This window comes from Neorhizobium sp. BETTINA12A (assembly GCF_023006485.1).
In the GTDB taxonomy this organism is placed as follows: domain Bacteria; phylum Pseudomonadota; class Alphaproteobacteria; order Rhizobiales; family Rhizobiaceae; genus Neorhizobium.
In genome coordinates this window covers 1-23,405 of sequence record NZ_JALBGW010000019.1, presented here as the reverse complement: position 1 = coordinate 23,405, position 23,405 = coordinate 1, and the positions used below count along the sequence as shown (strand labels likewise).

Here is a 23,405-nt window from a genome sequence, read left to right as displayed (position 1 = left end):
CAACCAACAGAGGTGATCGCATGACCAATTTCAATATGACTCGTCGTAACTTTGGCCTGCTCGCTGCCGGTGCGGCCGCAGCCGCAGCCGCAACCATGCCGTTTTCCGCCCGCGCCGCCAGCGGCAGCGTCGTCGCCGCAACCTTCCCCGGCAACTGGGAAGATGGCTACCGCACGGTCCTGACGCCGCTCGTCAGGCAAGCCGGTTTCGATCTGACGGTCGCCCCGGCTCTGGCGCAGGACCAACTCGCCAAGGTGATGGCGAGCCCCGGCAACCCGCCGTACGACACGCTGCTGATGTCGCCCGGCCAGATGGCGACCGCCATCGACAACGACCTGATCCAGAAGATCGATCCGAGCAAGCTCAAGAACTGGAGCATGCTCGACCCGGCCTTCCGGGGCGAGTATGGCCCGACCGTGACAATCGAAGTCAACGGCATCGCCTACAATCCTGATCTCGTGCCTGCCCCTAAGGGCTATCGCGACCTGTTCGAAAACCCAGCCTACAAGGGTAAGGTATCCTGGACCGGCTTCGGCTCGAACACCGGCGTCATGGCCTACAGCCAGATCGCCAAGATCTTCGGGACCAGTACCACGGACATGGATGCCGTCTTCAAGCTGTTCAAGGACAATCCGGAGCAGATCAAGGGCGTCGTCGCCAGCACCAACCACCAGATGACGCTCTTCCAGCAGGGCGAGATCGCGGTCTTCATGTGCTCCACCGGCAATGTCGCCCGCCTGAAGAGCCTTGGCCTCAAGGCCGAGTTCGTCCAGCCGGAAACCGGCTCTCCCGCAGCCCCGGTCAACATCCACCTGACCAAGGGTTCGAAAAACGTCGAGGCCGCCTATGCCTACATGGATGCAGCCATCTCCAAGGCGGCACAGGACAAGCTGAAGATGCCGCCGCAGGAGATGTTCCCGACCAACAAGAACGTCTCCCTCACGCCGGGCATTGAGGCCTTCGTCAAGCGCGACCAGCTTGCCAACATGGTCTATCCGGACTGGGCTTCGATCAACAAGAACCGTGCGGAATGGATACGCAAGTTCGACGCCCTCGTTGCTGGTTGAGGTGAGATGATGAAGGCGAGCGGCTTCCCATACGTTATCCCGATGCTCCTGTTGTCGGTGGCGTTCTTTGCGACGCCGCTCGCCGTTCTCGTTGGGTTCAGTTTCATCGGCCCGGACGGACTGACACTCAACAATTACGGACGCTTCCTCGGCGATGCGTTCAATTATCGCGTGCTGATGAATACCGCAAAACTCGGTCTGCAAACCGTGGCGAGCACGACTCTTCTCGGGATTCCGATCGCGCTCCTGTACTGGCACAGCGGCAAGACGGCGCGTCAGGTCATTATCTTTCTGACGCTGATTCCCATGCTGACCAGCAACGTGGTGCGAACCTTTGCCTGGATCGTCATTCTCGGGCGGCAGGGGCCGATCAGCGAGACCTTCGTGGCTCTCGGTCTTGCAGGACAACCGTTCTCGCTGATGTCCACCGAACTCGGGCTGGTGCTGGCCATGTGCCAGATCGATCTGCCCCTTATCATCCTGCCGCTGATCGCGATCCTGTCGCGGACCCCCGTCCAATTCACGGAGGCCGCGCAGGTCTCCGGGGCCGGACCCTGGCGGATCTTCGTGACGGTGCTGCTACCGATGATGCTGCCGGGCCTGCTGGCGGGGTGGATCCTGGTCTTTGCGAGTACCAGCAGTTCCTTCGTGACGCAGGCAGTCATCGGCGGCGCCCGCAATGTATATGTCCCACAATTGATCTATCGCGAGGTCGGCACGCTGTTCGACTGGTCCATGGCATCGGCGATTGCTGTCGTCTTGCTGCTCTCGACCGGAATTCTGCTGGTCGCAATGACCATGATTTCCCGTCACAGGAGGCTCGTTGGCCATGCATAACAAGCGTGAAAATCCTATCCCCGCTTTCCTCTATAAGGCATTTGTCTTCGGCTTCGGTGGCCTCAGCCTGATCTATCTGGTCGCCCCGATCATCATCGCGATCACCATGTCGTTTACGTCAGGACAGAGCCTGAAATACCCGCCGCAGGGCTTCTCGATCCGCTGGTACGAGGCCTTGTTCGACCCGATCCGTTCAGGAACCGAGCACATTGCGGCCGGAAACTCGTTGAAGATTGCCGCTCTCGCGGTTCTAGGGTCCCTGCTGTTTGCGGTTCCCGCCACCATCGGCATGGCGCGGATGAAACGCAGCACCGTGAGTTCCATCGAACCTCTTCTGCTCGCGCCGCTCGTCCTGCCGAGCCTGGTCTACGGTCTCGCGGCACTGATCGTCGCCAACTTCGTCGGCTTCCAGCCTTCGCTCTGGCTGACAGTGACCGGCCATGTGGTCGTCTTCGGACCGCTGATGTACAGAGCCGCATCCGTCGTTGCCCAGGGCATCAATCCATCGCTGGCGGAGGCTTCGACGGTGATGGGGGCGAGGTGGTTCACGACGCTGCGACGGGTAATCTTGCCGCTCCTGTTGCCGGGCATTCTTGCCGGTGCGTTTCTCGTCTTCATCCAGTCGCTCGACAACGTGTCCGTCTCGCTCTTCCTCGCCGATGCCCGAACGACGGTGCTGCCGCTCAGAATGTTCGCTCTCATCGAAGAGTCGCTCGACGTCCGCGTTGCCGCGATGTCGGGAGTTCTGATCGCTCTCACGCTCGTGGTGCTGCTTGTCGCAAGACGGGTGCTGGCACCGCAGAAGCAGACCTGACCTATTTTAGAATTCTGGAAGGAATACCCAATGAACATGCGTGCAACCAAGGCGGGCTCTTATCGTGTCGGATCGCTGCTCGCCGATTTCCAGCCGGACTTCGATTTTGCAGCACCCTTGCCGCTGCCGGTCGAGGAATTCGAGGATCGCCTGCGCCGCATCCGCCGTCAGGCGGTCGAAGCGGGGCATGACGCGCTGATCGTCCACACCGGCGGTGTCGGCTGGTTTCACACGTCGAACCACTATCTCCGCTATATCTGCGACTGGATGCGCGAAGGCGTTCTGGTCATCCCGACAGACACCGACAAGCCGCTGACCCTTCTCTCCTTCTTCACCCAGTCCGTGCTCCTGCCGCCGGGCGGTGAACCGGTATTGGTCGAGGATATCTGGCAGATCGGCCCGATCGGCCGCGAATACGCCGACCGCCCGGGCGACTCGGTGATCAAGACTGCCGAGAAATGTGCCGAAGTGCTGGCCAGCCTCGGGCTGGCAAAGGCCCAGATCGGCCGGATCGGCGACCGTACCTCGCTGACATTCTGGGTGGCGCTCGACGAATTCATGCCAAAGAGCAAGTTCATCGCCGACAACGCCATTCTCGACCGGATGCAGAAGCTGCGTTCACCGCGCGAGATCGAGATGTTCCGGGCTGCCGCCCAACTGGTCAGCATCGCGACCCAGGCCGCCCATCACGTTGCCAGACCCGGCGTGACCGACCACGAAATCTATGCCGCCTTCACGCAGGCCCAGCTAGCCTTCGGCGGTGAGACCGGCGACGGCTACCAGATCGGCATCAACGAATTCGGCACCCATTGCGGCAAACCCTATGGCCATGTCGTGCGTCCGGGCGACCTGATCAATCTCTATGTCTCCAACATCACCTACCGCGGCTACACGGCCCAGACCGCCCGCATGATCGCAATCGGTGAGATTACCAAGCGGCAGGAGGAGGTGCTCGCCGTCTGCACTGAGGGCGTCAAGCGCGCCGAAAAGCTGATCCGTCCGGGTGCGCTGATGCGCGACGTCAACAATGCCGCCTTCGAGCCGATGATTGAGCGTGGCATGTTGACCTCCCCGGAAGCCCGCACCATGCCCTATAACTGGGCGCCGATGGATGACGGCAGCGCGCGCCTGATCCCACGCCAGTATGTCAAGAACATCGACTGGGAGGCCCAGGGCCGCAAGCTCATGCATGTCTATCCGGCGACGGAAGGCCCGCATAACCCCAATCTCGGCCATTCCGTCGGCATGGCTGGCAGCCAGAACAGTTTCAACATCTCCTCCCACAACTACGACCGGATGGAAGAAGGCATGGTGTTCGTGATGCACACACAGTGGCTGGAACCGCTCTCCGCCGGCTGCAATGTCGGCAACATGTACGTCGTCACCAAGGACGGGTTCGAGAACCTCTCCCGCCACACCCCGCTTGAAACCCATCGTATCGCTGCCGAGGCTTGACACATGACCGACCATACTCATTTCGACTTCGCCAAGCTTAACGAGCGCGAGCGCTACAAGCTTCTGATCGGCACCGTGATCCCGCGCCCCATCGCCCTGGTGACGACGGTCAGCAGGCAAGGGCAGCCCAATGCGGGTCCGTTCAGCTTCTTCAATGTGCTGACCCATGATCCGGCCATCGTCGCCATCGGCGTCGAAAACTATTCGGACATGCGCTTCAAAGATACCGCCCGCAACATCCGCGAGACCGGAGAGTTCACGGTGCACATCTGCGATAACGCGCTGGTCGACCAGATGGAGGTCTGCGCCATCAAGTTCGGCCCCGAGGTCGACGAGATGGAGGAGGCAGGCCTTGCGACCGTCCCCGGCCAGATGGTGCGCAGCCCGCGCATTCTCGCGGCACCGGCAGCGCTCGAATGCCGCCGTCACACGACCCTGCAGGTCGGCCCGGCGCGGGAAATCATCCTAGGCCAGGTGCTCGGCGTCTATGTCCGCAGCGACGCGGTCAACCCGTCGAACCTGCATATCGACCAGCAGCTCATGGACGCAGTGGGGCGCATGGGCGGGCACACCTATGCCCGGACCCGCGACCAATTCGACATCAAGACACTGACCCCGCAGGAATGGGAAAGCCGGAAGGATAGCGCGAAGGCGGCGGCGGAATAAGCGCGTTTATCCGCTTCCTCCGCGTGATCTGTGCCTTCTTATGGTCCGAACAATAAGGGCTGAGTAGAAGCCGGCGGCCGGGAGCGACGCCGCCGCGCGATTTCGCGCGTGGACATCACCTGTGGGCACCACTTCTTGGCATCAGGTCGCCAATGATGCCAAAACGATATCCGGAAAGGGAATTTTAGAAAGAATTGGCTGGGGAACCTAGATTCTCACATGATTTCAATGGCTTAGCGGAAGCGCCTTGAAAATCCCTCTGTTTTCCCATCGCGAGCGACCATGGATGCCACCTTTGTGCCCTGGCTTTGGGCATCAGTCAACATTGGGGCGTTCGCGGAAATCATTTCCGACATGGAGGCAGATTTGCCCTCGAGAAGCCGACCCCACCCACGGCTGCTTCGCGCGCTTATTTCGGTCGTTAATTTGACAAGGGAGGACCGGCCGATCGTTGCGGACTGAGTGTTCGCTGCATCGCGGCAATTGAGGGCGCCGACAAATCGGCGAGTCACGAGCGTAGTTGACCAAATTGCGGAAGCGCCTGATGTCGCTTTGGCTAAACTTCTGTCCTCCCTGAGCGACGAAAGGGAGGGTTGATCTGGCGGCCTCTCCACTCCGATGGGGATAACTTTCAAAAAGATTCGACAGGATTAAATCATCGCTGAATAAGTACCCTAGGTAGTAGCTGGATCGAGGGGAACGGTCTTGGTTAGGTATCGATTCAGCCTTATACTAGCTTTTCTAATATTCCTGACATGCGGCAGCGCGCAGGCTCAAACCGGCTGTTCGAACGAGTTAATTCCGGCCGGAGGTATCCCGGCAAGAACGGTTCTTGTAAACCCTGCACAGTCGCTGGTCGGCGATCTCGTTTACGAGTTCTTGGATCCGGTGCGAACCGATAACCGGGTTGCCACGACGCTGGCACTCGATCTGACGATGCAGCAGGACGGCTGTGATCAGATTTTATACCCCTTAGGTCTGAGCTTTCAGGGTGCGACTTTTCTGGTCGACAATGTGCAGGCGATCACCCTTTCGACAAGCGTCGGTATCGCGAACCTCTCATTCGATCCGGAGCGGCTCGAAGCGACGCTGGCAATTGTCCTTCCGCTTCCGAAAGGTTTTCGGTATCAGGCCACTCTGACCCGGATGCCGACTTCAATCGACGATATTCCTCTGACTATCAGCGTGGTCGCACCAGGAGCTTTTGGCACGATTCTTCAAGGAGATTGGAAGCCGGATAGACACAAACCGGACTTTGGCTTGAGGTCCTTAGCGGCAGCACTTGGCATACAAGAATCGCTGGATGCGGGGCAGAAGGCATCACTCGAAATCCTCGATCGGGTGTTCCGGGTAAGGCTCGGCGCCGTGCTGAACGCGAAGTCTACCGATGTTGGCGCGGTGCGGCTCAATAATTTCCAGGTGGATTGGGATCGTTGGGACCACGGGGATCAAGTCTTGTCAGCCGACGTCGAATGGATCGGCACCGATACAGAGCTCGCGGCGGTCCTGCCATCGGCAGCAGAGTTCCGGATCGCCCCAGACGGTCGACCTCAGGTTCGGCTATCCAATCTGAACACAGATAAGCTCAAAGGCTATCTCTCGACACGGATGAGCCAATTCGTGGATCTTGCCTCCTTAGAGAAAATGATTCAACGCTGGGGCGGCAAAACATTGCAAGACCTTCCACTGGGTTGGCTGCGGCTACGCAATGTTTCGATTAGCGAGACGCGGTTGACGGCAGAGGTCGCGTTCGCGATCGACGACGAACCCAGCCAATGGGTTGGTCTGGAAGCGCATCTGCCCTCAAATGGCGCCGCCTTTGCGAGAGTCTCTGAAGCGATCGCGCAGGCGGCTAGGGAAAGTCTAAAAAAATACGCGACGAAGACGGTCGAACAGACCCTGTATACCCAGGTGGCGGACTTCGTTTCTAAGAACGCGAACGGGACGTTCACAGTCTTCGGAATTCCCGTGTCGATTGCCCTCGTGCCTCCAACCGATACTGAACTTCCATCGAAACCGATTGCCGTGCTGTCGTCTCCCGCTCTTGGCGTCGTGATCTCGAATGTGGGCCTTCTCGTTGAGGATGGCCGCCCCGTTTTCGATTGGAAGGCTGCAACGTTCAGCGGCTTGGATAGGCTCGCAGATGAATTGCTAAGACAATCTAGTCTGAGTGCTGGTGACCTTTCGCTTAGGATAAGCGGGCTGAAACTCGCCGATGGAAGGCTCGAAGGGGCGTTGGCCGGCGTGTTTCTCGGCACACCGTTTTCCGCGCCCGTCGTTGTGAGCGAGAGCGATGTCCGGTTGTCACTTCCGAACCTTCGGCAGGAGATGGTCACCGCAATACAAAAAACAATATCTGGAAGGCGGGTCGAATTCGCCGGGTTGACGCTAAGCGATGTTCAGCTTTGCCCGGATGGTGCCACGGGTGGGTTTTGTAAAAACGGAGACATCGTCACAAGCGCCGATGTCAAGATTGCCGATCTGTTCGAAGGCACCGTGACGCTGAAGATTTATCCATCCATCAGGATCGAGAACCTGATGGTGAAAGAAACCGGCGCGTTTGGAAGCATTGCTGGCATCTTCCGCACAGGCCCGGTTGAGTTCGACGCTCTCACTCAGTTCAGCCCCGTCGTCGTCACTGGGAAAATCAAGATGAACGCGCTCTTCGACGTGATCGCGATCCCCGATATCCCATTCCGCTATTCGACGGCGAACGGGAAGCTGGAACTGACCTCTCCGAACGAAATCGTCATACCGACCGACGTTCCCATCCCACCATGGCTCAATCTGTCTCAGGTCAGGATACCACTTAAGAAGCGCGAGGACGGACAGGTCCAGGTAACCACGCGTATTACCATCGGCCAGAGTGCTGTCCAATATCTGTTCAATATAGATGGAACGCTCTCGGCCAATCCGGAGGCGCAAAAAGTATCAATCGCGGGTAAGGCATCTCTCGTCAGTGTCCCACTCTACACTGTAGATGGATCTATCGATTTCAAGGCGAAAGAGGGCGTCGCCAAATCGACCACGGCAGGCTTTCTCGACGACATCATCCATCAGAGCAGCGAAATCCGGATCTCCGGGGCCGACTGCCTGGTTTCGCAGGACCAAGACCTATCGTTTCTCTTCTTCAAAGCATCCGGCAGTCTTCTAATTCAAGTGCCTCCGTCTCTCTGCAACAGCCCACTGCCACAGAAAACCTCATCGTGCGGCCTAACAAGTGCAGGAGGCGTGTGTCTTAAAGCTGCCGCCAGCGCCGGGGCTCTGGGGAATGCCGAAGCGTCATTCACTGGCGGCTTCGATTTGAAGCTCAGCGTAGCGATGCAGACTGAACTCCGTCTGATCCTGCCCGTTAAACTGAAGATAGCCGCAAGCGAGCGGCAGCTCAGAATATCGGCCCGCGTTCCCAACATCGCAAAGTTCGGCTTTGTTATAAAGAACCCAAACCGTGGCACGGACGCGATCGCGAGAGATATCATTAACGGGATTGTTGACGCGCTGAAACAGCCCAACCTGAAATTGCCGCTTAATTTCGAAATTTCGGGTGGGGCAAAGGGTAGTGTCGACGTCAGCGACGACGATGGTTCTGACGCGAATGCCGAGGCCAACGAGTTGTCTTCCGATGGCGGCAGTGCGGTCAAGGTCGGACAAAAGGTAGCTGACAACTCCAATTCAGGAGGATCCAGTCAACCAGAAAAACTGACAGAGGGTGGGCAGATCGGCCAGGTGAAACCCGCTGAAGACAATCATCCGACACAGGGGACCGATCCGAAAAGCCAGCCTGCAGAAAGGCAGCCCGAAGTCGCGTCGCCCCCGGATCAGCAAGCCGGCTCTCGGAAAACCGAGGATCAGCTCGGCATATCATCGTCAACCAGCGTTCTCGGCAAAACCGGGCCAATCCGAATTTCCTTCGACGGCGGGCGGCACATCGTCGCCACGAACATCAAAACGGGAACTGTCGAAACGTCATCGCATGCAGTATCGCCCGAGGTCGTTGCCTTGTTTGGAAACGAATGCTTCGGCTGGGTCGGATGGGCAACAGGCCCAGACCGCCCCAATTTTCTCTCTCGGTCAGTCGATGCGGGTGCAATGATCTTCGGCACGCGACCGAGATGCGGAACATCGGTACCCTACTGCGAGGCGGGAAAACTCTGCGCCATCAACCTGGCCGATGGTCACGTGAAATCCGCGATGCTCGATCTCACGAAGCTCAACTGGTCCAGTGCCAGGACCCTTGTCGAAAGCCCGGCAAAGGCCACCGACCTCGAAGACGCAATCATCAGGGGCACGGCACGGCAGCAGTTGTATTCCGAAGAAGACCGCGGCCCAACCGTTTCCGAGTGGCGTTGCGCCGTGCTCGAAAACGAGGTTTGCCAGATAGCGGTGGGTTGGGACGACCAGGGCAAGCCAGTGTCCTTCGTAGACAGATCGGGAGTTACCTTCGAAATCTCCCAAGGCTCTCTGATCGAATGGGCCGCCTCCTCCTCCCCTCCCGACCTCGCCGCATCTTTGCTCACGAAGTCGGTGGAAAGTTCGCTGTTCGTGATGGCCGAGACTGATGATGCCTGGCTTGTTAGCGAGCATGAGGGCGGCAAGGCGGATGGCGCCGACACGTTGAAACTACGGACCAGGGAGAACAAGCTGGTCTCGATCACCGCGTTGCGCCTCGACAGATATTCAAGGGAGCGACCCTGGCAAACCGGTAACACTAGCGCGCTCATGAACGACGCGGTTGAGGTTATGGAAAGCTCACTCGAGGAGACAGACTGGGCCATCGACTTCTTGGGCGATGTTTCCGGCGGGGAGCGATTGCTTCTGATGTCTGACGTCAACGCATACCTCATAACGCGAACCTTGGACGAGAGTTGCCGACGCCGGGCATCGCGGCAAGCGATCTCCGGGCAGGCTGAGCTAAGCCTTGCGAAGGGGAATACCCTGATGTCGAAACTCGGCGATGTCCTTTCGCTAGAGTCGAGTGATTGGCGACAGCGCGGGTTTCGTCGCAATCCCGTTTTCGGCCTTTTCGGAAATGCCTGCAACTGACCAGAAAGTGATTTCATGCACACCGTTTCCAGCGCTCTTGCAGTGATAGTTTGGCCGGTTTTTGTGATCGGTCTTCTCTCTGTGATACTTTTTGCGATTTCCAGACTGCCGATCGCGTCGGCACGGGCCGGAGACCTCGGCAAAAGGGTTGTCGATCTCGCTCGAAGGCTTCAGGAGCAGAACGCAGTGGCGGGTGCTGCCGCGCCTGCTATTCCGGACGTCGGCAAGCTAAATTTGCGTGATTATTTCACGGCGGAGGAGCTGGAAGGCACGCAGGATCGGAAATGGTTGTCGTTCCTGCCCGGCTGGGCGATCGCTCTCGGCGGAGGTATTTTCGCCCTGTTGCTCTCAGTCATCGTCGCCGTCTATTTTCTTTATGTTCCGATGGTCTCGGAGACGTATCGCAGACTATATCTCGCGCACTGCCAGTCCGATGCCGTGACGCGCGTTTTATCTCAACAATCCGGCTCCCGAAATTTCACAGCAGAGAGCCGGTCCTATGACGCGTGCAAGCCATTTGAAGACAAAGACCCTCCAAAACCCCTTGCTCGGAAAGATGTGTTCTTTTTGTTGCAAAGTCTTGGTTTATTGGACAGCAAGGAGAAGTCCGCATCGGATCTGTACACCACAACCGGCGTTGGGAGCACCCGAAACGGCTTGATCGCGGCGCTCCTTGTCCGGCCTGATGTCTATCTACCCGGCATGCCAACCTCAGAACTGCTGGTGAGACTGGCTGGCCGGTTGAAGGCAAACTTCGATGTACCCCCGGCAGGCGCCTCAACCGAAGTCAACAGCAGCTTAGCTTGCCGCGTTGCAGGCCTGTCGGCGATTGCAGCGCAACAACCTTATCTTGAAATGCCGCTCGATGCACATGAGGGAGGTGTCGAGCAATCGCAGCCTCGTTCGCTCGGGCGAACAGTCCTCGGGTCGGCAGGGGTCAAGCCATTGATAGATGTCTTGTCCCCACCCGGTTCCCCGAACCGGAAGGAAGTTTGCTACGGTGATGACGAGCTTACGCAGCACCATCTTGGGGCCGATTATCGCGCCAGGGCTAGCGGAAAAATCTGGCCTTTGCTGGAGAAACCAAACGACCGCTTGAACGATGCCGAAATCGTGAGCGTGGCACTCGGCTGGGCGAACTGGAAAGCAAGTGACTTCGACAATGAAACTGCTCAGCAAGCAGCAGTTATCGCCTTCATGCGCGCTATCGCATCTGAGGCAGGTTCTGCGCCGGAGGTGCGAGACGCCCGGATCGGTGTCAACTTCTTCATCGGATGGGAGCGGCTCGCGATCCTCATCGTCACCGTTTTTCTGGGCCTCTGCCTGCTGTGGCAACAGGCCATGAACATCCTTGATATCCGCCATCTCCGGAAGATAAACGATGTAATGGAGGCAGCCGCTGAAACGAATATGCCACCCGCATTGCCATTGAAAATCCTGGCCGCGATGCTCAATCGACGTGTCGGACGAAGCGCACCGCGCGAGATCATGGTAGCCGCCGTGGAGGTGGCAGAGCAGCAGTCGTCGAACAAGACGGTAGACTACGATCGTGTGCGGCGCGTCGCTGAGCATGAGTTGAAAATCGTCGACCGAAGCAGGTTTTTCTTTCTGGCAGGGCTTCCATTGCTACCGACGATCGGATTCGTCGGCACGGTCCGGAGCCTCATCGAAGCGCTTGCGCTAGCCGATAACATACCGCGCGCACGCGACGCGATATCGCAAGTGACGGCGGTTTCCGATGTCACCTCTACGCTTTCTTTGTGTTTCTCGACCACGTTTATGGCGCTTAGTGCTCTCCTTGTGTTTGCTCCCCTAGACCTATGGCAGGCAACTCGGGAAAGGCAGGTGATTGAAGAAAGCGAGCGACTATTGGATCCGGGGCTTTGACCTATGGCACGCCGCAGTTCACCCTTAGCTGGTCTCCTGATCATCTCCGCTATCGATCTTCTCCTCTGCTGCCTGACTGCTGGGATCATGCTTTTTATCGTGTTTCAGCCGTCGCAAAGATCCGACCGCTCCAGCGCGATGATTGGCAGCTTGAAAGACGGCCGCGATAGCGGCGTGCAAGCTGGTGCGGGCAGTCAACTCGCACCAACGATGATCATCGTAAAGTCAGCCTATGGGGACCTCTTGAAGCCCAAAAGCGATGAATCCGGGTACAGATCAATCTCGGGCCACGGTTCCGCGCTCAACCAGGCGACGGCAATTCTCATTTCAACGAGCGCTTCGCCTGGCAAATTGATTCTGGAACCGGCCAGGGCAAACCGGGAATTCTCGGCTCGCATCGCTTTGGCGGTAAACAGCCATCTCGTCACGCAAGATGTCCGTTGCGGCACTGGTGGCCAGGGACAGATTGCCATTGATCCTGAGGCAGACGAACCGATCAAATTGAGTTGCTCGGAGGTAACCCAGTGCCTTTTCGGCGAAGAACTGGCTGAGGCAGAAACAACATATTGGACGAAATTTATCGCGGCGAATGAGCAGGCTCCGAGCGAGGCGTATGGTTGCTATCAAGATAATGATAGTTCCAGACTGGATACATGCGCAGTCCCGGTAGACCGGTGGGCACACGGGTACGACTACCACCCATTGAAACAGGACCCAATCTGCGAGGAGCGGCAATGACCGCACCGGGCAAAATCTCTTTTTTCATCACGCTCGGAGTTGCTGCGATCGATATGCTGAGTTGCGCCTTTATCTCGGCGACCGTGCTTTTTGTCATGTTCCTTGTGCCAGCTTCGTCTTCGGGCAGCACCGCCGCGGGGAACCAGAACGTCCTGATGGTTCATTGGTCCGCTAATGTGGCTGAGGGTTCGATAATCGGGCTGGAAATAGGGCCTAAGACCGACCCTACGATGATTTGGCCAGACAGTGGAGATACGGAATTGAACAGCCTATGCGCCCGGCTGTCAAAATTGACGGTCCAGGAAGCTTGCACACTGCTCGCCCCTGGTTCTGAAGCCAAGCACGGAACGCTTGAAGGGGCTCTCGCCATCGCCGAACCAATTTCCGGGGAGTGGGGCTTAACGCTTGTCTATGCTGACAGCGCTCCAAGAGGAAACGCCGAGGTGTTCGATGATCTTGCTGTTACGCTGACAGTCGTCGGCAGTGACGCGTCAGTAGTGGACATAACTCTGGCGGCCGGCGAGGAGAAATCGATTTTGCAAGCGCAGGATGCCGATGTACCGACGCTCACAAAAATTCTTCAAATCCAATAGCTAAGTCATGGAGGAATAGCATGAAGAAAATTCTTCTTACCGTTGTGACCGCCTGCGTTTTTCAAATGACGACTGCGGTGGCTTATGCGGATTGCATGAACTCCGATCCCTTTTACTGGCAGGGGACTCGTCGCCTCTCGTCCTACGACAAATTGATGCAATTCATGCAGTGCAGAGATTACGGCGACAAGATCGAAAACGCGCTATCCGACAGGACGGCGTGCAACTGGTTCGTCGCAAGGGCGCTGCAAGCTTTGTTTAACATCAACGACTTCGCGCCAGAAGGAGGTCAGGGCTGGCGCGATGCAAACACGATTGCTTCGGAGATCGGTGCAAGTTCACATTGGACGAAGATCGGGGATGCATCGAGCCAAGCAACATTGCAAAGCGCTGCAGATGCCGCGGCGGCAGGTGATGCGGTCGTCGCGATCGAACCAGGGGACACACATGGTCATGTTGCCATTATTCTAGCTGGACCGCTCACAGCATCCGGATCGTGGAGCCTCAAGGTTCCGAATTCGGCATCCTTCCGCCTCGATAGTGTCGATAAGACATTCGTCGGCTGCAAACTATCCTTCGCCTGGCAAAAGCCGGACGGAGTGGCGATCTTCAAAAGAGTGAAGTAGGGTCGGACTCCGAGCGAAACGGTGGCGACGCTAACACTCTCGATGGTAAAGGATGCTGGGAGTAACTCCAAAGAAACCGGAGAGGATGTCCCGTCTTAAGGAAGCTTGAGCGACATTCCCATTCAGAGTGTTTTCTCTTGTCTGATGCTTATCAGAACCAGGTGAACTAAAGCGGGTCGCAGCATGGTCTGGATCATTGGCGAAAGCACCATCCGGACTCTCATTGGTAGATGTGTTGCTTTTGACATCGCCGCCTGAGGGTGAGAGGCTCGTTCCAGATGGCATTCGGTTCAAAACTGATGCTGCGCTATTCACTCGACATGTGGGACGAGTCAACGTTGGGCTCCTTCGTGAAATATGGGTCGATCATCCGACTTTTTGCAACCGTAATCCGCCACTGCCTCTTGGTGTTCCGAACAGGGAAATTGGAAGACCGCCAATGACTGAGTTGCCGCGCAACGAAGAAGGAATGATCACTAACGCAAGAATTGGGTCCCCAGCCGGTTTTCGTGCGAATCCGATTATCTTTTCCGTCTTATAAAATCGCAGAGCTATTTGCCCCGAAAGTCGGTAAGTAGTTGAAAATGGCTACAATTTTCGTAAGAGAGTTTCCGGTCTTATAGCTGTTTTGTAGGGGGCGAAATGTGGCCGCCTGGGGACCGTGGATTCTCACATGATTTCAATGGCTTAGAAGAAAATCCTTGAAATTCCCTCTGTTTTCCCATCGCGAGCGACCGTGGATGCCACCCTTGTGCCCTGGCTTTGGGCATCAGTCAACGGGCGGGTAAGGCGGCAATAATTTCCGCTTTCGGAGGTCAAGTATGCAGTGGGGCGGCCGCAAAGCGTCCGGCAGCTCTGTACCTCTTTGTCGGTCGTAGGGATCCTCGCCATACCTGCCCACAAGCGGAAATTCTCTTCGCTTGTCTTTCGCCGCAGTCTGGATACAAGTAAAGATGAACACTTTTTCCGCTGATTTATTTATAATGTGAGCAACGAGACCATCAGTTGTGACCCCACCTTCTGCAGTAGACTTATCTTTTTTAGACGAGCCGGGCGGAGACGCAACACGACGAGCTATTGCGTCGCTTCGGGGCTATACTTACCAGCTCTATGCAAGCGCGATCGCATGGCTCGAACTGGAGGATGGCGAATCCCTTTGGCTTGAAGTCGCCGAGGACTACGCAACGGTGGCACAGAACGCTATTCGTGCCGTCCAGGTCAAAGATACGGCTGCAAGCGGAACGGTAACGCTCCGTTCGCAGGCGGTGAGAAAGGCCATTGACGGGTTTGTCGATCTGGTGGAGCGCAACAAAGATAAACGCGTTACGCTCCGGTTCCTGACGACGTCGCCAGTCGGTATGGAGCAGAAGCTTACGGATCGGCCCGATGGCGTTGAGGGCTTGACATACTGGCGAAAGGCTGCCTCCGACGCCCCCGTCACCCCGCTGCGAGATATCCTTCTCGCCGAAGGAACGCTTTCTTCTCGCGCAAGGGCGTTTGTGAGTGCCCGTGATGATGAGGCGTTGAGAGCAGATCTGCTCCGCAATATCCATTGGGATTGCGGGACCGGCAATATCGACGAATTGCATCAGGTGCTTGAAACCCGGCTCATCCATTTCGGCTTCAATGAATCAAGGCTCCCGGCGGCTGAGGGTACCCGCCTCGTGCAAAGCGTTATTGTGAAAGTGTTGCAGACAACGATAACGGGAGCGCCCCGCTGTCTGAAGAAGGCTGACTTGCCGGTACTGATCGACGCAGCGACGCGCATCTCGCTACCGCGTAGAGACGTCGATCGCTTGCTTGCCTTGGGCAGGAAGGCCGGCGACTGGCTGCAACCTCTGGAATTGGTCGCATCTCTCCCTGGCATCGTCGATGAGATGACGGTGGCGGCGCGGCGCGACGCTTTGGGGCGTGAGCCGTCGTGGCGCCTTCTCAGAAAGGGTGTTTATTGTCCCCGCCCGGACAAGCTGCGTGAAGCCATCGATAGGCTAGACACATGGCTCGGAAAATGTTGGTTCGACAACACGAGACTGCCGGCATTCTGGATCGATGGTCGGTCTGGTGACGGAAAATCCATATTGCTCCTGCAACTGGTTGCAGAATTCATCAGTCGAAATTCCAATATTCACGTCGCGCTCTGCTCACCTGCTCAATTGCTCGACCGCATCGAGAGCGGGGAGCCCTTGGCGGAGCCTGTCCTGTTCGTGGTCGACGATCTGCACAAGGCTCTTGCGCTCGATGACTTCAATGGGCGTTTAGCCCGATTGCTGGATTCAGATATCGGGCGCGTCGGCATCCTTGCATGCGGACCAAGCCCCGAACTGGATAGGTTTAGTGGCGTTTGCCGTGACACGATTACAATTGAGAAATGGACGATGCTTGCTGTCGACGATGATGAGCGCCGGGCGTTCATTTCCTGGCTGCAGTTCACGGATCAGGGCGCCGATCTCCAATCCGATTTGCTGGTCGAGTTCCTGTTTGAATTGAAGGTTGGCGAGCCACTTGTGGCTTTCGCACGGAATTTTCGCCACAGGCTGGACAGCAAGGGCACATTTGAGCCCGTCAAACGCGTGCTGGCTGTCAACACGCTCGACCTAGCGGCCGATCCTTCGCTTGTGCCCAGCGGCGATTCCATGAAATGGCTGCAGCGCCTTGCGGACAAAGATCAGGGGCATTTCGATCTGGACGCAAAGATGCTTTCTGGGGCCTCGGGGATTAAGTTCGCGCATTCACGGATTGCATGGCGCCTGTTCGTGGAATGGACCCATGAGGCGATGCTCCGCACTCCGCTCAATGACAGCCTCGCCGAAGCCCTTGCGCCAGGTCTCCTGGCGGTGGCCGATCGCTTGATTGATATGAGTGCCATCCTCCAAGCCGCGTATTCGCGCTATCCGTCATTGCTTCAGGAGTCTAATCGAGAGGGCTCTGCAATCGGACTCTTGGAAAACCTCGCCCGCCGCGTCAAATCTCACGCTGATGTCGAGGTCTCCGTGATGAGTGGGTTAGCTGTGTTACGCACACAGCAATCTGTTGGTCCCTTACCGGCTGACCTGCTGACGCGTGCGCGGCTGCTTTTGCGGCAGTCTGACGGGCCAAGCGCGCGAAAATGCTCGCTCGCTGCAAAACTGCTCTATATGTCTTGTAGAGATCGTGTCCCGGAAACGCCCGACATTGTTCATGATGTGCTTCACGTATTGTTCGATCGGGAGCAGCAAGACTATGCCGGCACCGAGGTCGTATACCTCGCGACCCGAAAAGACGGAATGAAGGAAGAATGGACTAAATGGCCCCGGGATTTCTTAAATTGCTTCCCGGACGCGTCGTCACTTCCCTTGGTTATCCAATGGCTGGCTAGAGATGATCAATTTGATCAGAACCTTATCGCACCGTCGCTGGTCTGGCTTGGCGACCCGCCAAAAGATCGCCCCGGCGCAGATCAAGTGCTCACAGCCCTGCTCGCGGTATTGGACAAGATCACTGAAGCGGAACGATCGCGCGTCGTCAAACGGGCGCTCGACTGGTTCGGCGATCCGCCAAAAGACCACCCCGGTGCACACCAAGTGCTCGCAGCGCTGATCGCGGTATTGGACAAGATCAATGAAGCGGAACGGTCGCGCGTCGTCAACCAGGCGCTCAACTCGTACTGCGATCCGCAAACAGACCGCCCCGGTGCACATCACGTGCTCACAGCGCTGCTCGCGGTATTGGACAAGATCAATGAAGCGGAACGGTCGCGCGTCGTCAACCAGGCGCTCAACTCGTACTGCGATCCGCAAACAGACCGCCCCGGTGCACATCACGTGCTCACAGCGCTGCTCGCGGTATTGGACAAGATCAATGAAGCGGAACGGTCGCGCGTCGTCAACCAGGCGCTCGACTTGTACTGCGACCCGCAAAAAGACCGCTCCGGTGCACATCAAGTGCTCGCAGTGCTACTTGCAATGTTGGGCGCTATAGGCGAGGCGGAACGGCCAGGCATTGTCAACCGGGTGCTCGACTGGCTCGGTGAACCACCAAAGGATCGCCCCGGCGCGCACGAGGTGATCAAATCGCTTCTCTCGGTCTTAGAGAAGATGGGTGAGGCGGAGCGGTCGCGCGTTGTGAAACAGGCGCTCGATTGGTTCGACGCTTTTGGTCACCGCGATGGCGCTGAGCAGGTCGCTCGATTGCTATGCTACACGGCAAAAAACGCTAATGACATCACGAACCGTCTATTGATTTGGGTGTCACAGCGCCGCTCGGACAAGCAGCGCAGAACATTCGTTGAGGGTTTTCTTTCGATCGTCGGAGCGCACCCGCACATTCGCAAAATCGCGGAAGAACTTTGGGAAGGCGAAGACAAAGCAAATTTCCGAGCGCCCATATTGATGGGTCTGATATCAGCCTACCCAAATGACTCGGCTGTAGTCTCCCGAGTCGTGGCACATCTCCGACTTGAGAGAGCCCCATTCGGCGCCCGAATTTGCCAGCGCTGGTTGGAAAAGACAAGTGATCCTGTGTCGGTCATTGAGGTGCTGCTCAGCCCTCCGGATGTCCTTGGGGGAGGAAGCCAAAAGATACTCCTTCCTGCGGTGGAAGTCGCATTTGCCAGGGCGGTCGAAACAGTTTTTGCAGCAATGCCTCGATTGCTCCCAAAACATCGAAGCAAAGCAATTCATCTTCTTCGCAAAGGAATCCGGCGCCGCACAGTTAACGGGGCGGCCCAGGCGCTTCTCGACAGGATAGACGCATGGCCTGAAGCGTATGTTGGCATCTTGTTCCGGGCACTTCTCGAGTCACCTCTCGAAACACCGAGCTTCGCCGCTCGGCTTTTTTCATGGCTCAATCAGGAGCGTTCTCGGGATCCACGAGGCGTCAGGGAAGTCATCTTAGGCTTGGCAGATAGCCCACAACGCGAAGCGCAGCTAACGGAATATCTTACGACCGCTTTAAAATCAGAGATAGAGAAAGAGCGAAATGGTCGCGTCACATTCTCTGCAAGCAAACGCAACCAATCGTCCATTCCCAACACGGGAGTGAGCCATCAGAAAGTTCAAAAGTAGCTGACATTGAGATGACCGCTTCTGGCCGATATCGTTGAAAAACTCGACGGATTATCCGCTCAGACGCCTCTTTGGTCTTTCGGACGCTGAACTATGCTGTGATCTGCCCCGCACCTTGGCGCAGGGTATAGGTCGATGCCGCCCTCAGGCGGCAATGGCACCGCATGGCGGCATCTGAGGCCTGAGTTTGGCCAGCCTCCTCAGGTTCTGTGCCGTTGCCGCAAGCAGGAATTCGTCTCTCGCGCCACATGGTCCTCGAAGCCGTAACCGTGCCATCCGCAGAATGCGCTTGAGGTGAGCGAAAAGCATTTCGACCTTCTTTCGACGATGCCGTGACTGCTCATATTCGGGTGTCTTGGCAATCGCTCTGGCGACATCGCGTGCATCCTCGTTGAGATCGCGCGGTACTTTGCGCATAGGCATGTTCGGACAGCATCGGGGCTTCAGTTCACACTGTGTCAATCGGCTCGGAATGTTGACCCCTTATCGGCGTCCAATATTGGGGTCTGACGCAGTTCTGATGACATTGCCCATCTCAAGTTGCGCCAATCAGCCGAGCTTCGAGCAGGTCGATTTTGGCGCGACCATACATCTGGCGTTTCACGACCTTGAGCCTGTTGATGTGGCCTTCGGTTTGCCCGTTCGACCAAGGTTCGGTGACTGCGGCATGGACAGCGTCGTGATCTTTTATGATGCCGCGGGCGAATGAGGCGACCAGGCTGCTGCTTGCGGCCTCGACCCATGGATCAAGTCTCGCAACGGTCCTAGTTCGGATTATGGAATGGAAATCATCGATGATCTCGCGCGCCGAGCTGAGCATCGGCACGTCTCGCTCGATCGTCGTCACGGTCACCGTCTCTGCTTTGGTCAGATGATCTCGCCCGACCGTCAGCATTCGTGCAATGGTCCGAGCAGATGGGACCTTCTGCAGATGCGGACCTGTCGTTTGTTCAGAGCGCCGCCGGCGCGTTGCCCATTCGGTCACAACTCGAAGGGAGCCGCTAAACCCCCTTGTCTTCAACCGACGCCACAGTTCGGCACCGTTGCGACAACCGCTGCACCACTCCTCGTCGAGAATGGACAGGAAGCGGTCGAGCGTGCTTTCGCGTGTGCGGAAGACCTCCGACCGCAAACCACGGATCACTTTGCGTACAAGACCCCGGCTGTGCCCGACGCGGCGCACGATCTCCTTGATCGGCACACCTTGCTTGTGCAGAGCCACGATGGCCGCATTGGCCTCCTCGCGCCGTATAAAGCCTTCATATTGCAGGCATTCGGCTGCGCTCAGAAGTTTGGAATCGACAATGGTTGCGCCGATCGCAACTCGGATGGAGTGCATTGACTTGCGCACCGCATCGAGGAAGACGGCGCTGGCGTTCTCCATCAGATGCCAGCGATCGGCGACTTGGACGACACCGGGCAGCGACCGGATTCCAGCCTCACCATAGCCGCCGCCACGGTCGCGCGACAATACCTTGATCGTCGTATGCCCCGCCAGGAATGCCGCCACGGTGTCGATCTCGCGATCCGGCAGAAGCTTGACGATCCGGTGCCGCTCAAGATCGCACACGATGGTGCCGTAACGACAGTTGCGGCGGAACGCCCAATCGTCGATGCCCACGACCGTCAGCGGCTCGATTGGTAACCTGGCGCGGCGGCGCACCACGCGGAGCAGTGTATCATTGCTGACCGGTAACATCAGCCGTTTGGCGAAGCTCGCAGCGGGGCGTCCGCCCAGAGCAAGGCCGAGGTGATGGACGAGATATTCCAGGCGGGCAGTTCGGCGCGATCGGGCCGGCAAGACGCTATCGCCGAAACGCTCAGAGAAAATCTTCTGGCGACAGTGGGAAGCAGTACAGACAAAGCGCCGAGCCTCAACGCGCAATTCGACCCGCCGCCCACAGCATGGGAGATCGGAGACTGTTCGGCCGTAGCGGCTGTGAACGCGGGATGACGTCGTGCCGCACAGCGGACAACACCCGCTCGGCGAAGCCGCTCGCGCGGTGACGAGGATCGTATCCGAGTCCTCGCTTACGGTCTCGGCTACAAATTTGGATGGGATCAGGTCGGAAAGGCGGAACTCGGCTCGCATGGCGTTGAATCTCCTTCGGAAACCGTGCCAATCGAATCCCAAAGATCATCAGAAATGAGTCAGACCCAATTTGCACGCCGAAACACAGGCTCGACCATAAAGTAATCGATCTTGTCAGCCGCGCCCTTCGATACAGCAGGGACATCGACGCCGTGACGGCGTGCGAGGCTCATACAGAACACCGCGTTGTCCACCCTGCCGTCGAGCCCCTCGATCAGCCGGAGAGGGCGGCCGTCGTCAGCCAACTCGTGGCCGTAGACCTCATTGATGATTTCGGCAGCGGTGGTCTTGCCGCTGGTCGGATGCCCGCACAGGGCGATGATCTTGGGAATGCTCATAAGCGCCTGTTGCTACGTAAGTGTTTATTTACTTATAGCGGGACACGATTGCTGGCTGCATATTTAGCTATGCAGCTGCTGGGCTATTTAGGTATCGAGCCGTTGAGCTGAGACGAGATTGCCTCGTCCATCTGCAGGAACAGAATTGCACCAAACACACCGACGACTCCGAGCAGAGCCAAGAACGCCATGCCTGTGAGCAACCACGCGTCCGGCTCAGGCTCGGAGACTCCAGGTTTACTCGTCAAACCGGAGATCGCGGTGTCACAAAGAATCCATACGAACCGAACGAAGGGAATAAACAGCATCGCGAAAATTAGACCGAACGAAATGTGCCCGATCGCCACAATGTTGCGCATTACGCTTACAGAGTCGGGATCAACGCCGGTCTGCTGATAGAGCTGAGACGCATCTGCCATCAGTCGCGCGCCTAGTTTGGCGAACCAAATCCAGCCCGCGCCGACAAATCCGAGACGTGTAAATACGCCAACAATGTCAGACATCACCTTCAGCCTGTCGAAGGCGGCTTTGACTTTTGAAACTTCCATTATGCTCATCGGGCGCTCTCTACCGGAAATAGCACCTTACTAGCTCTAAATTGCTTCCAAATCGTCATCGGCTGACTCTGCCAACTGAGCCAAGCGCATGGCAAGCGAGCGGTTGACGCGCTCAAGATGATTGACCTCATTCTGAAGGCGCTTCAGCTCAGCGTGCAGGTGATCCGCGGACATGATGGAATGTCCGCGTTCATTGAAGAGGTGGATAGGGTTCACGTTCATGCTGCAGCCTTGCGTTCGAAGATTTCCCAAGGGAAGTTCTGATTAGCGGGCAGAATGCCTTCAACGAAGCCAGGCGTTCCCCTGACGATCCCCTCGCGACGGCGTGCGTGATCGCGCAGCGTGCCATTGAGGTTGATCGTGTAGTCCGCGATGAACGTGACGTTCGGCCCAACCTTCTTATAGCGCAGACCACGACCGATCCGCTGACGAAGTTCAAAATCGGCCTTCATTCCACCTCCGAGCTGCACCAGGCCGATCGCCGGGCAGTCAACACCGACGTCGAGGATCTTGGTGCCGATGATGAAATCGATCTCCATCTCGCCGGCCGTGCCCTTCGATACGCAGGAACATGCCAACACTGCGTCCGAGGCTCATGCAGAAGACTTTGTTCTCCACCGCCCCATCGAGGTCCTCGATGAACGGCTTCAGAAGGCGTGTCATCGGCCTTCCGCCCTCGGGCTGCGATATCTGACCATTGATGACGGCGACGGCCAACTTGTCTTGGGCTCCGGCAAGCGAAAGGCGCGCATCTGCTTCGGGATGATTGAAGCGCCATCGTTGGATAATTTCACGAAAAAGAACCGAACAGGACGATTAATGGTAGAAACCTTGGGCAAGGACGCAAATCGCCTCGATCGGGACTCTCAAGAGGCTGAGAGGCGAAGGCGCTGATGGAGAGGGTGTCTAGTCACTGGCTAAGGGCCGGCAAGATCCGGAAAAGTGATGCGGGAAACTGTTCCGGTCGCCTTTGGCAACGGTCGGCTAAGTGGCTGAAAAATAACAAAAAAGATGGATTGGCTGGGGAACCTGGATTCGAACCAAGATTAACGGAGTCAGAGTCCGTCGTTCTACCGTTGAACTATTCCCCAGCAGGGCGCGCCGGTGAATGCCCGGGCCGGTGTGCGGCGCTTATAAACAAAAGCGGGCAGATTGCAAATACCGATTTCGAAAAAAATCGATGCCGTGGAAGCTTTCTCGCCGCCGCTGCGGAAAAGCTGGAAAGCTGCCCGCTGACACGTCCCTGACGTGAGCGGCAAAAAGCCGTTGGCGAAAACGCCGCTGCCTGTTATCTTCGCGCCAACGAAACAATCAGACGCCAGCGGCATACCTTCAAGAGGCTTTGCGCGGCGAGATGGACATAAAAGTGATGGACCCCGATAGCGGCGCAAAGCCGCCGGAAGGCGGGGCGTCGGAGGTACCGCGCGGAGAGGGTAAGTCCTCGAGGCGTCGGAAGGCGAAGCGGAACGGCAAACGTCGTGACGCGGCGCCTGCAAGCCATTCGGATGCGGTCGATACGACTGCACCTGCCGGACGTCCCCATAACCAGGAACCCAACCCACAGGCGCGTAAGCGCAAGCGGCGGCGCGCGAAATCCGGCGGCGCTCAGCAGCCGGCACAGGGCGCGGGTGCGGCGCCCGTGACAGAGCA

The 23,405-nt window shown here is 57.5% G+C and carries 17 protein-coding genes, 1 tRNA gene and 2 pseudogenes; 13 read left to right on the top strand and 7 right to left on the bottom strand.

From position 1 onward, the window contains the following. Positions 1-20 precede the first annotated feature (20 nt). The 11 genes from MOV61_RS08170 to MOV61_RS08120 all read left to right on the top strand — a co-directional run bounded on the left by MOV61_RS08170 (position 21) and on the right by MOV61_RS08120 (position 18,768). Positions 21-1,067, top strand: coding sequence for an extracellular solute-binding protein (locus MOV61_RS08170; protein ID WP_247136215.1), 1,047 nt, complete (start codon positions 21-23; stop codon positions 1,065-1,067). A 9-nt stretch (positions 1,068-1,076) separates the two neighbouring features. Beyond that, complete coding sequence (locus MOV61_RS08165) at positions 1,077-1,904, top strand: ABC transporter permease (RefSeq protein WP_038548749.1); 828 nt, start codon at positions 1,077-1,079, stop codon at positions 1,902-1,904. Beyond that, positions 1,897-2,718 carry an ABC transporter permease gene (locus tag MOV61_RS08160; protein WP_247136214.1) on the top strand — a complete coding sequence of 274 codons (822 nt, stop codon included), beginning with the start codon at positions 1,897-1,899 and terminating at the stop codon, positions 2,716-2,718. The genes MOV61_RS08165 and MOV61_RS08160 overlap by 8 nt, the downstream gene beginning before the upstream one ends. 30 nt (positions 2,719-2,748) lie before the next feature. Beyond that, a complete protein-coding gene (locus tag MOV61_RS08155; RefSeq protein ID WP_247136213.1) occupies positions 2,749-4,173 on the top strand; it encodes a Xaa-Pro peptidase family protein in 1,425 nt (474 codons plus the stop codon). A gap of 3 nt (positions 4,174-4,176) precedes the next feature. Continuing rightward, positions 4,177-4,839, top strand: a complete 663-nt coding sequence (locus MOV61_RS08150; RefSeq protein WP_247136212.1) for a flavin reductase family protein — start codon at positions 4,177-4,179, stop codon at positions 4,837-4,839. A 705-nt stretch (positions 4,840-5,544) separates the two neighbouring features. After that, complete coding sequence (locus tag MOV61_RS08145; protein WP_247136211.1) at positions 5,545-9,882, top strand: hypothetical protein; 4,338 nt, start codon at positions 5,545-5,547, stop codon at positions 9,880-9,882. Between the two features lie 15 nt (positions 9,883-9,897). Beyond that, entirely contained in the window at positions 9,898-11,769 is a 1,872-nt protein-coding gene (locus tag MOV61_RS08140; RefSeq protein ID WP_247136210.1) for a hypothetical protein, read from the top strand. A 3-nt stretch (positions 11,770-11,772) separates the two neighbouring features. Further along, entirely contained in the window at positions 11,773-12,507 is a 735-nt protein-coding gene (locus tag MOV61_RS08135; RefSeq protein ID WP_247136209.1) for a hypothetical protein, read from the top strand. Beyond that, entirely contained in the window at positions 12,504-13,100 is a 597-nt protein-coding gene (locus MOV61_RS08130) for a hypothetical protein (protein ID WP_247136208.1), read from the top strand. The genes MOV61_RS08135 and MOV61_RS08130 overlap by 4 nt, the downstream gene beginning before the upstream one ends. Before the next feature lie 20 nt (positions 13,101-13,120). Beyond that, complete coding sequence (locus MOV61_RS08125; protein ID WP_247136207.1) at positions 13,121-13,726, top strand: hypothetical protein; 606 nt, start codon at positions 13,121-13,123, stop codon at positions 13,724-13,726. Between the two features lie 1,007 nt (positions 13,727-14,733). Continuing rightward, complete coding sequence (locus MOV61_RS08120; protein WP_247136206.1) at positions 14,734-18,768, top strand: hypothetical protein; 4,035 nt, start codon at positions 14,734-14,736, stop codon at positions 18,766-18,768. 144 nt (positions 18,769-18,912) lie between these two features. Here MOV61_RS08120 and MOV61_RS08115 read toward each other — a convergent pair. The 6 genes and pseudogenes from MOV61_RS08115 to MOV61_RS08090 form a co-directional block, all read right to left on the bottom strand. Further along, a pseudogene (locus MOV61_RS08115) lies at positions 18,913-19,221 on the bottom strand (transposase); the annotation flags it as partial. 82 nt (positions 19,222-19,303) lie between these two features. Next, positions 19,304-20,860 carry an ISL3 family transposase gene (locus MOV61_RS08110; RefSeq protein WP_247136205.1) on the bottom strand — a complete coding sequence of 519 codons (1,557 nt, stop codon included), beginning with the start codon at positions 20,858-20,860 and terminating at the stop codon, positions 19,304-19,306. 59 nt (positions 20,861-20,919) lie between these two features. After that, on the bottom strand, positions 20,920-21,198 hold the full coding sequence (locus tag MOV61_RS08105) for a hypothetical protein (protein ID WP_247136204.1): 279 nt from the start codon (positions 21,196-21,198) through the stop codon (positions 20,920-20,922). A gap of 83 nt (positions 21,199-21,281) precedes the next feature. Next, positions 21,282-21,755 carry a hypothetical protein gene (locus tag MOV61_RS08100; protein WP_247136203.1) on the bottom strand — a complete coding sequence of 158 codons (474 nt, stop codon included), beginning with the start codon at positions 21,753-21,755 and terminating at the stop codon, positions 21,282-21,284. 36 nt (positions 21,756-21,791) lie between these two features. Further along, the gene (locus MOV61_RS08095) at positions 21,792-21,977 is read right to left on the bottom strand and encodes a hypothetical protein (RefSeq protein ID WP_247136202.1); all 186 of its coding nucleotides are present in this window, start codon (positions 21,975-21,977) and stop codon (positions 21,792-21,794) included. After that, on the bottom strand, positions 21,974-22,294 hold the full coding sequence (locus MOV61_RS08090; protein WP_247136201.1) for a hypothetical protein: 321 nt from the start codon (positions 22,292-22,294) through the stop codon (positions 21,974-21,976). Before MOV61_RS08090 ends, MOV61_RS08095 begins: the two co-directional genes overlap by 4 nt. On the opposite strand from MOV61_RS08090, the gene MOV61_RS08085 reads away from it, so the two are divergent. Beyond that, a complete protein-coding gene (locus MOV61_RS08085) occupies positions 22,275-22,649 on the top strand; it encodes a hypothetical protein (RefSeq protein ID WP_247136200.1) in 375 nt (124 codons plus the stop codon). The genes MOV61_RS08090 and MOV61_RS08085 overlap by 20 nt on opposite strands. A 123-nt stretch (positions 22,650-22,772) precedes the next feature. On the opposite strand, the gene MOV61_RS08080 is transcribed toward MOV61_RS08085, so the two are convergent. Then, positions 22,773-22,846: transfer RNA gene (locus tag MOV61_RS08080), tRNA-Gln, on the bottom strand. Between the two features lie 275 nt (positions 22,847-23,121). Here MOV61_RS08080 and MOV61_RS08075 point away from each other — a divergent pair. Next, positions 23,122-23,405 (top strand): annotated as a pseudogene (locus tag MOV61_RS08075) (exopolyphosphatase); the annotation flags it as partial.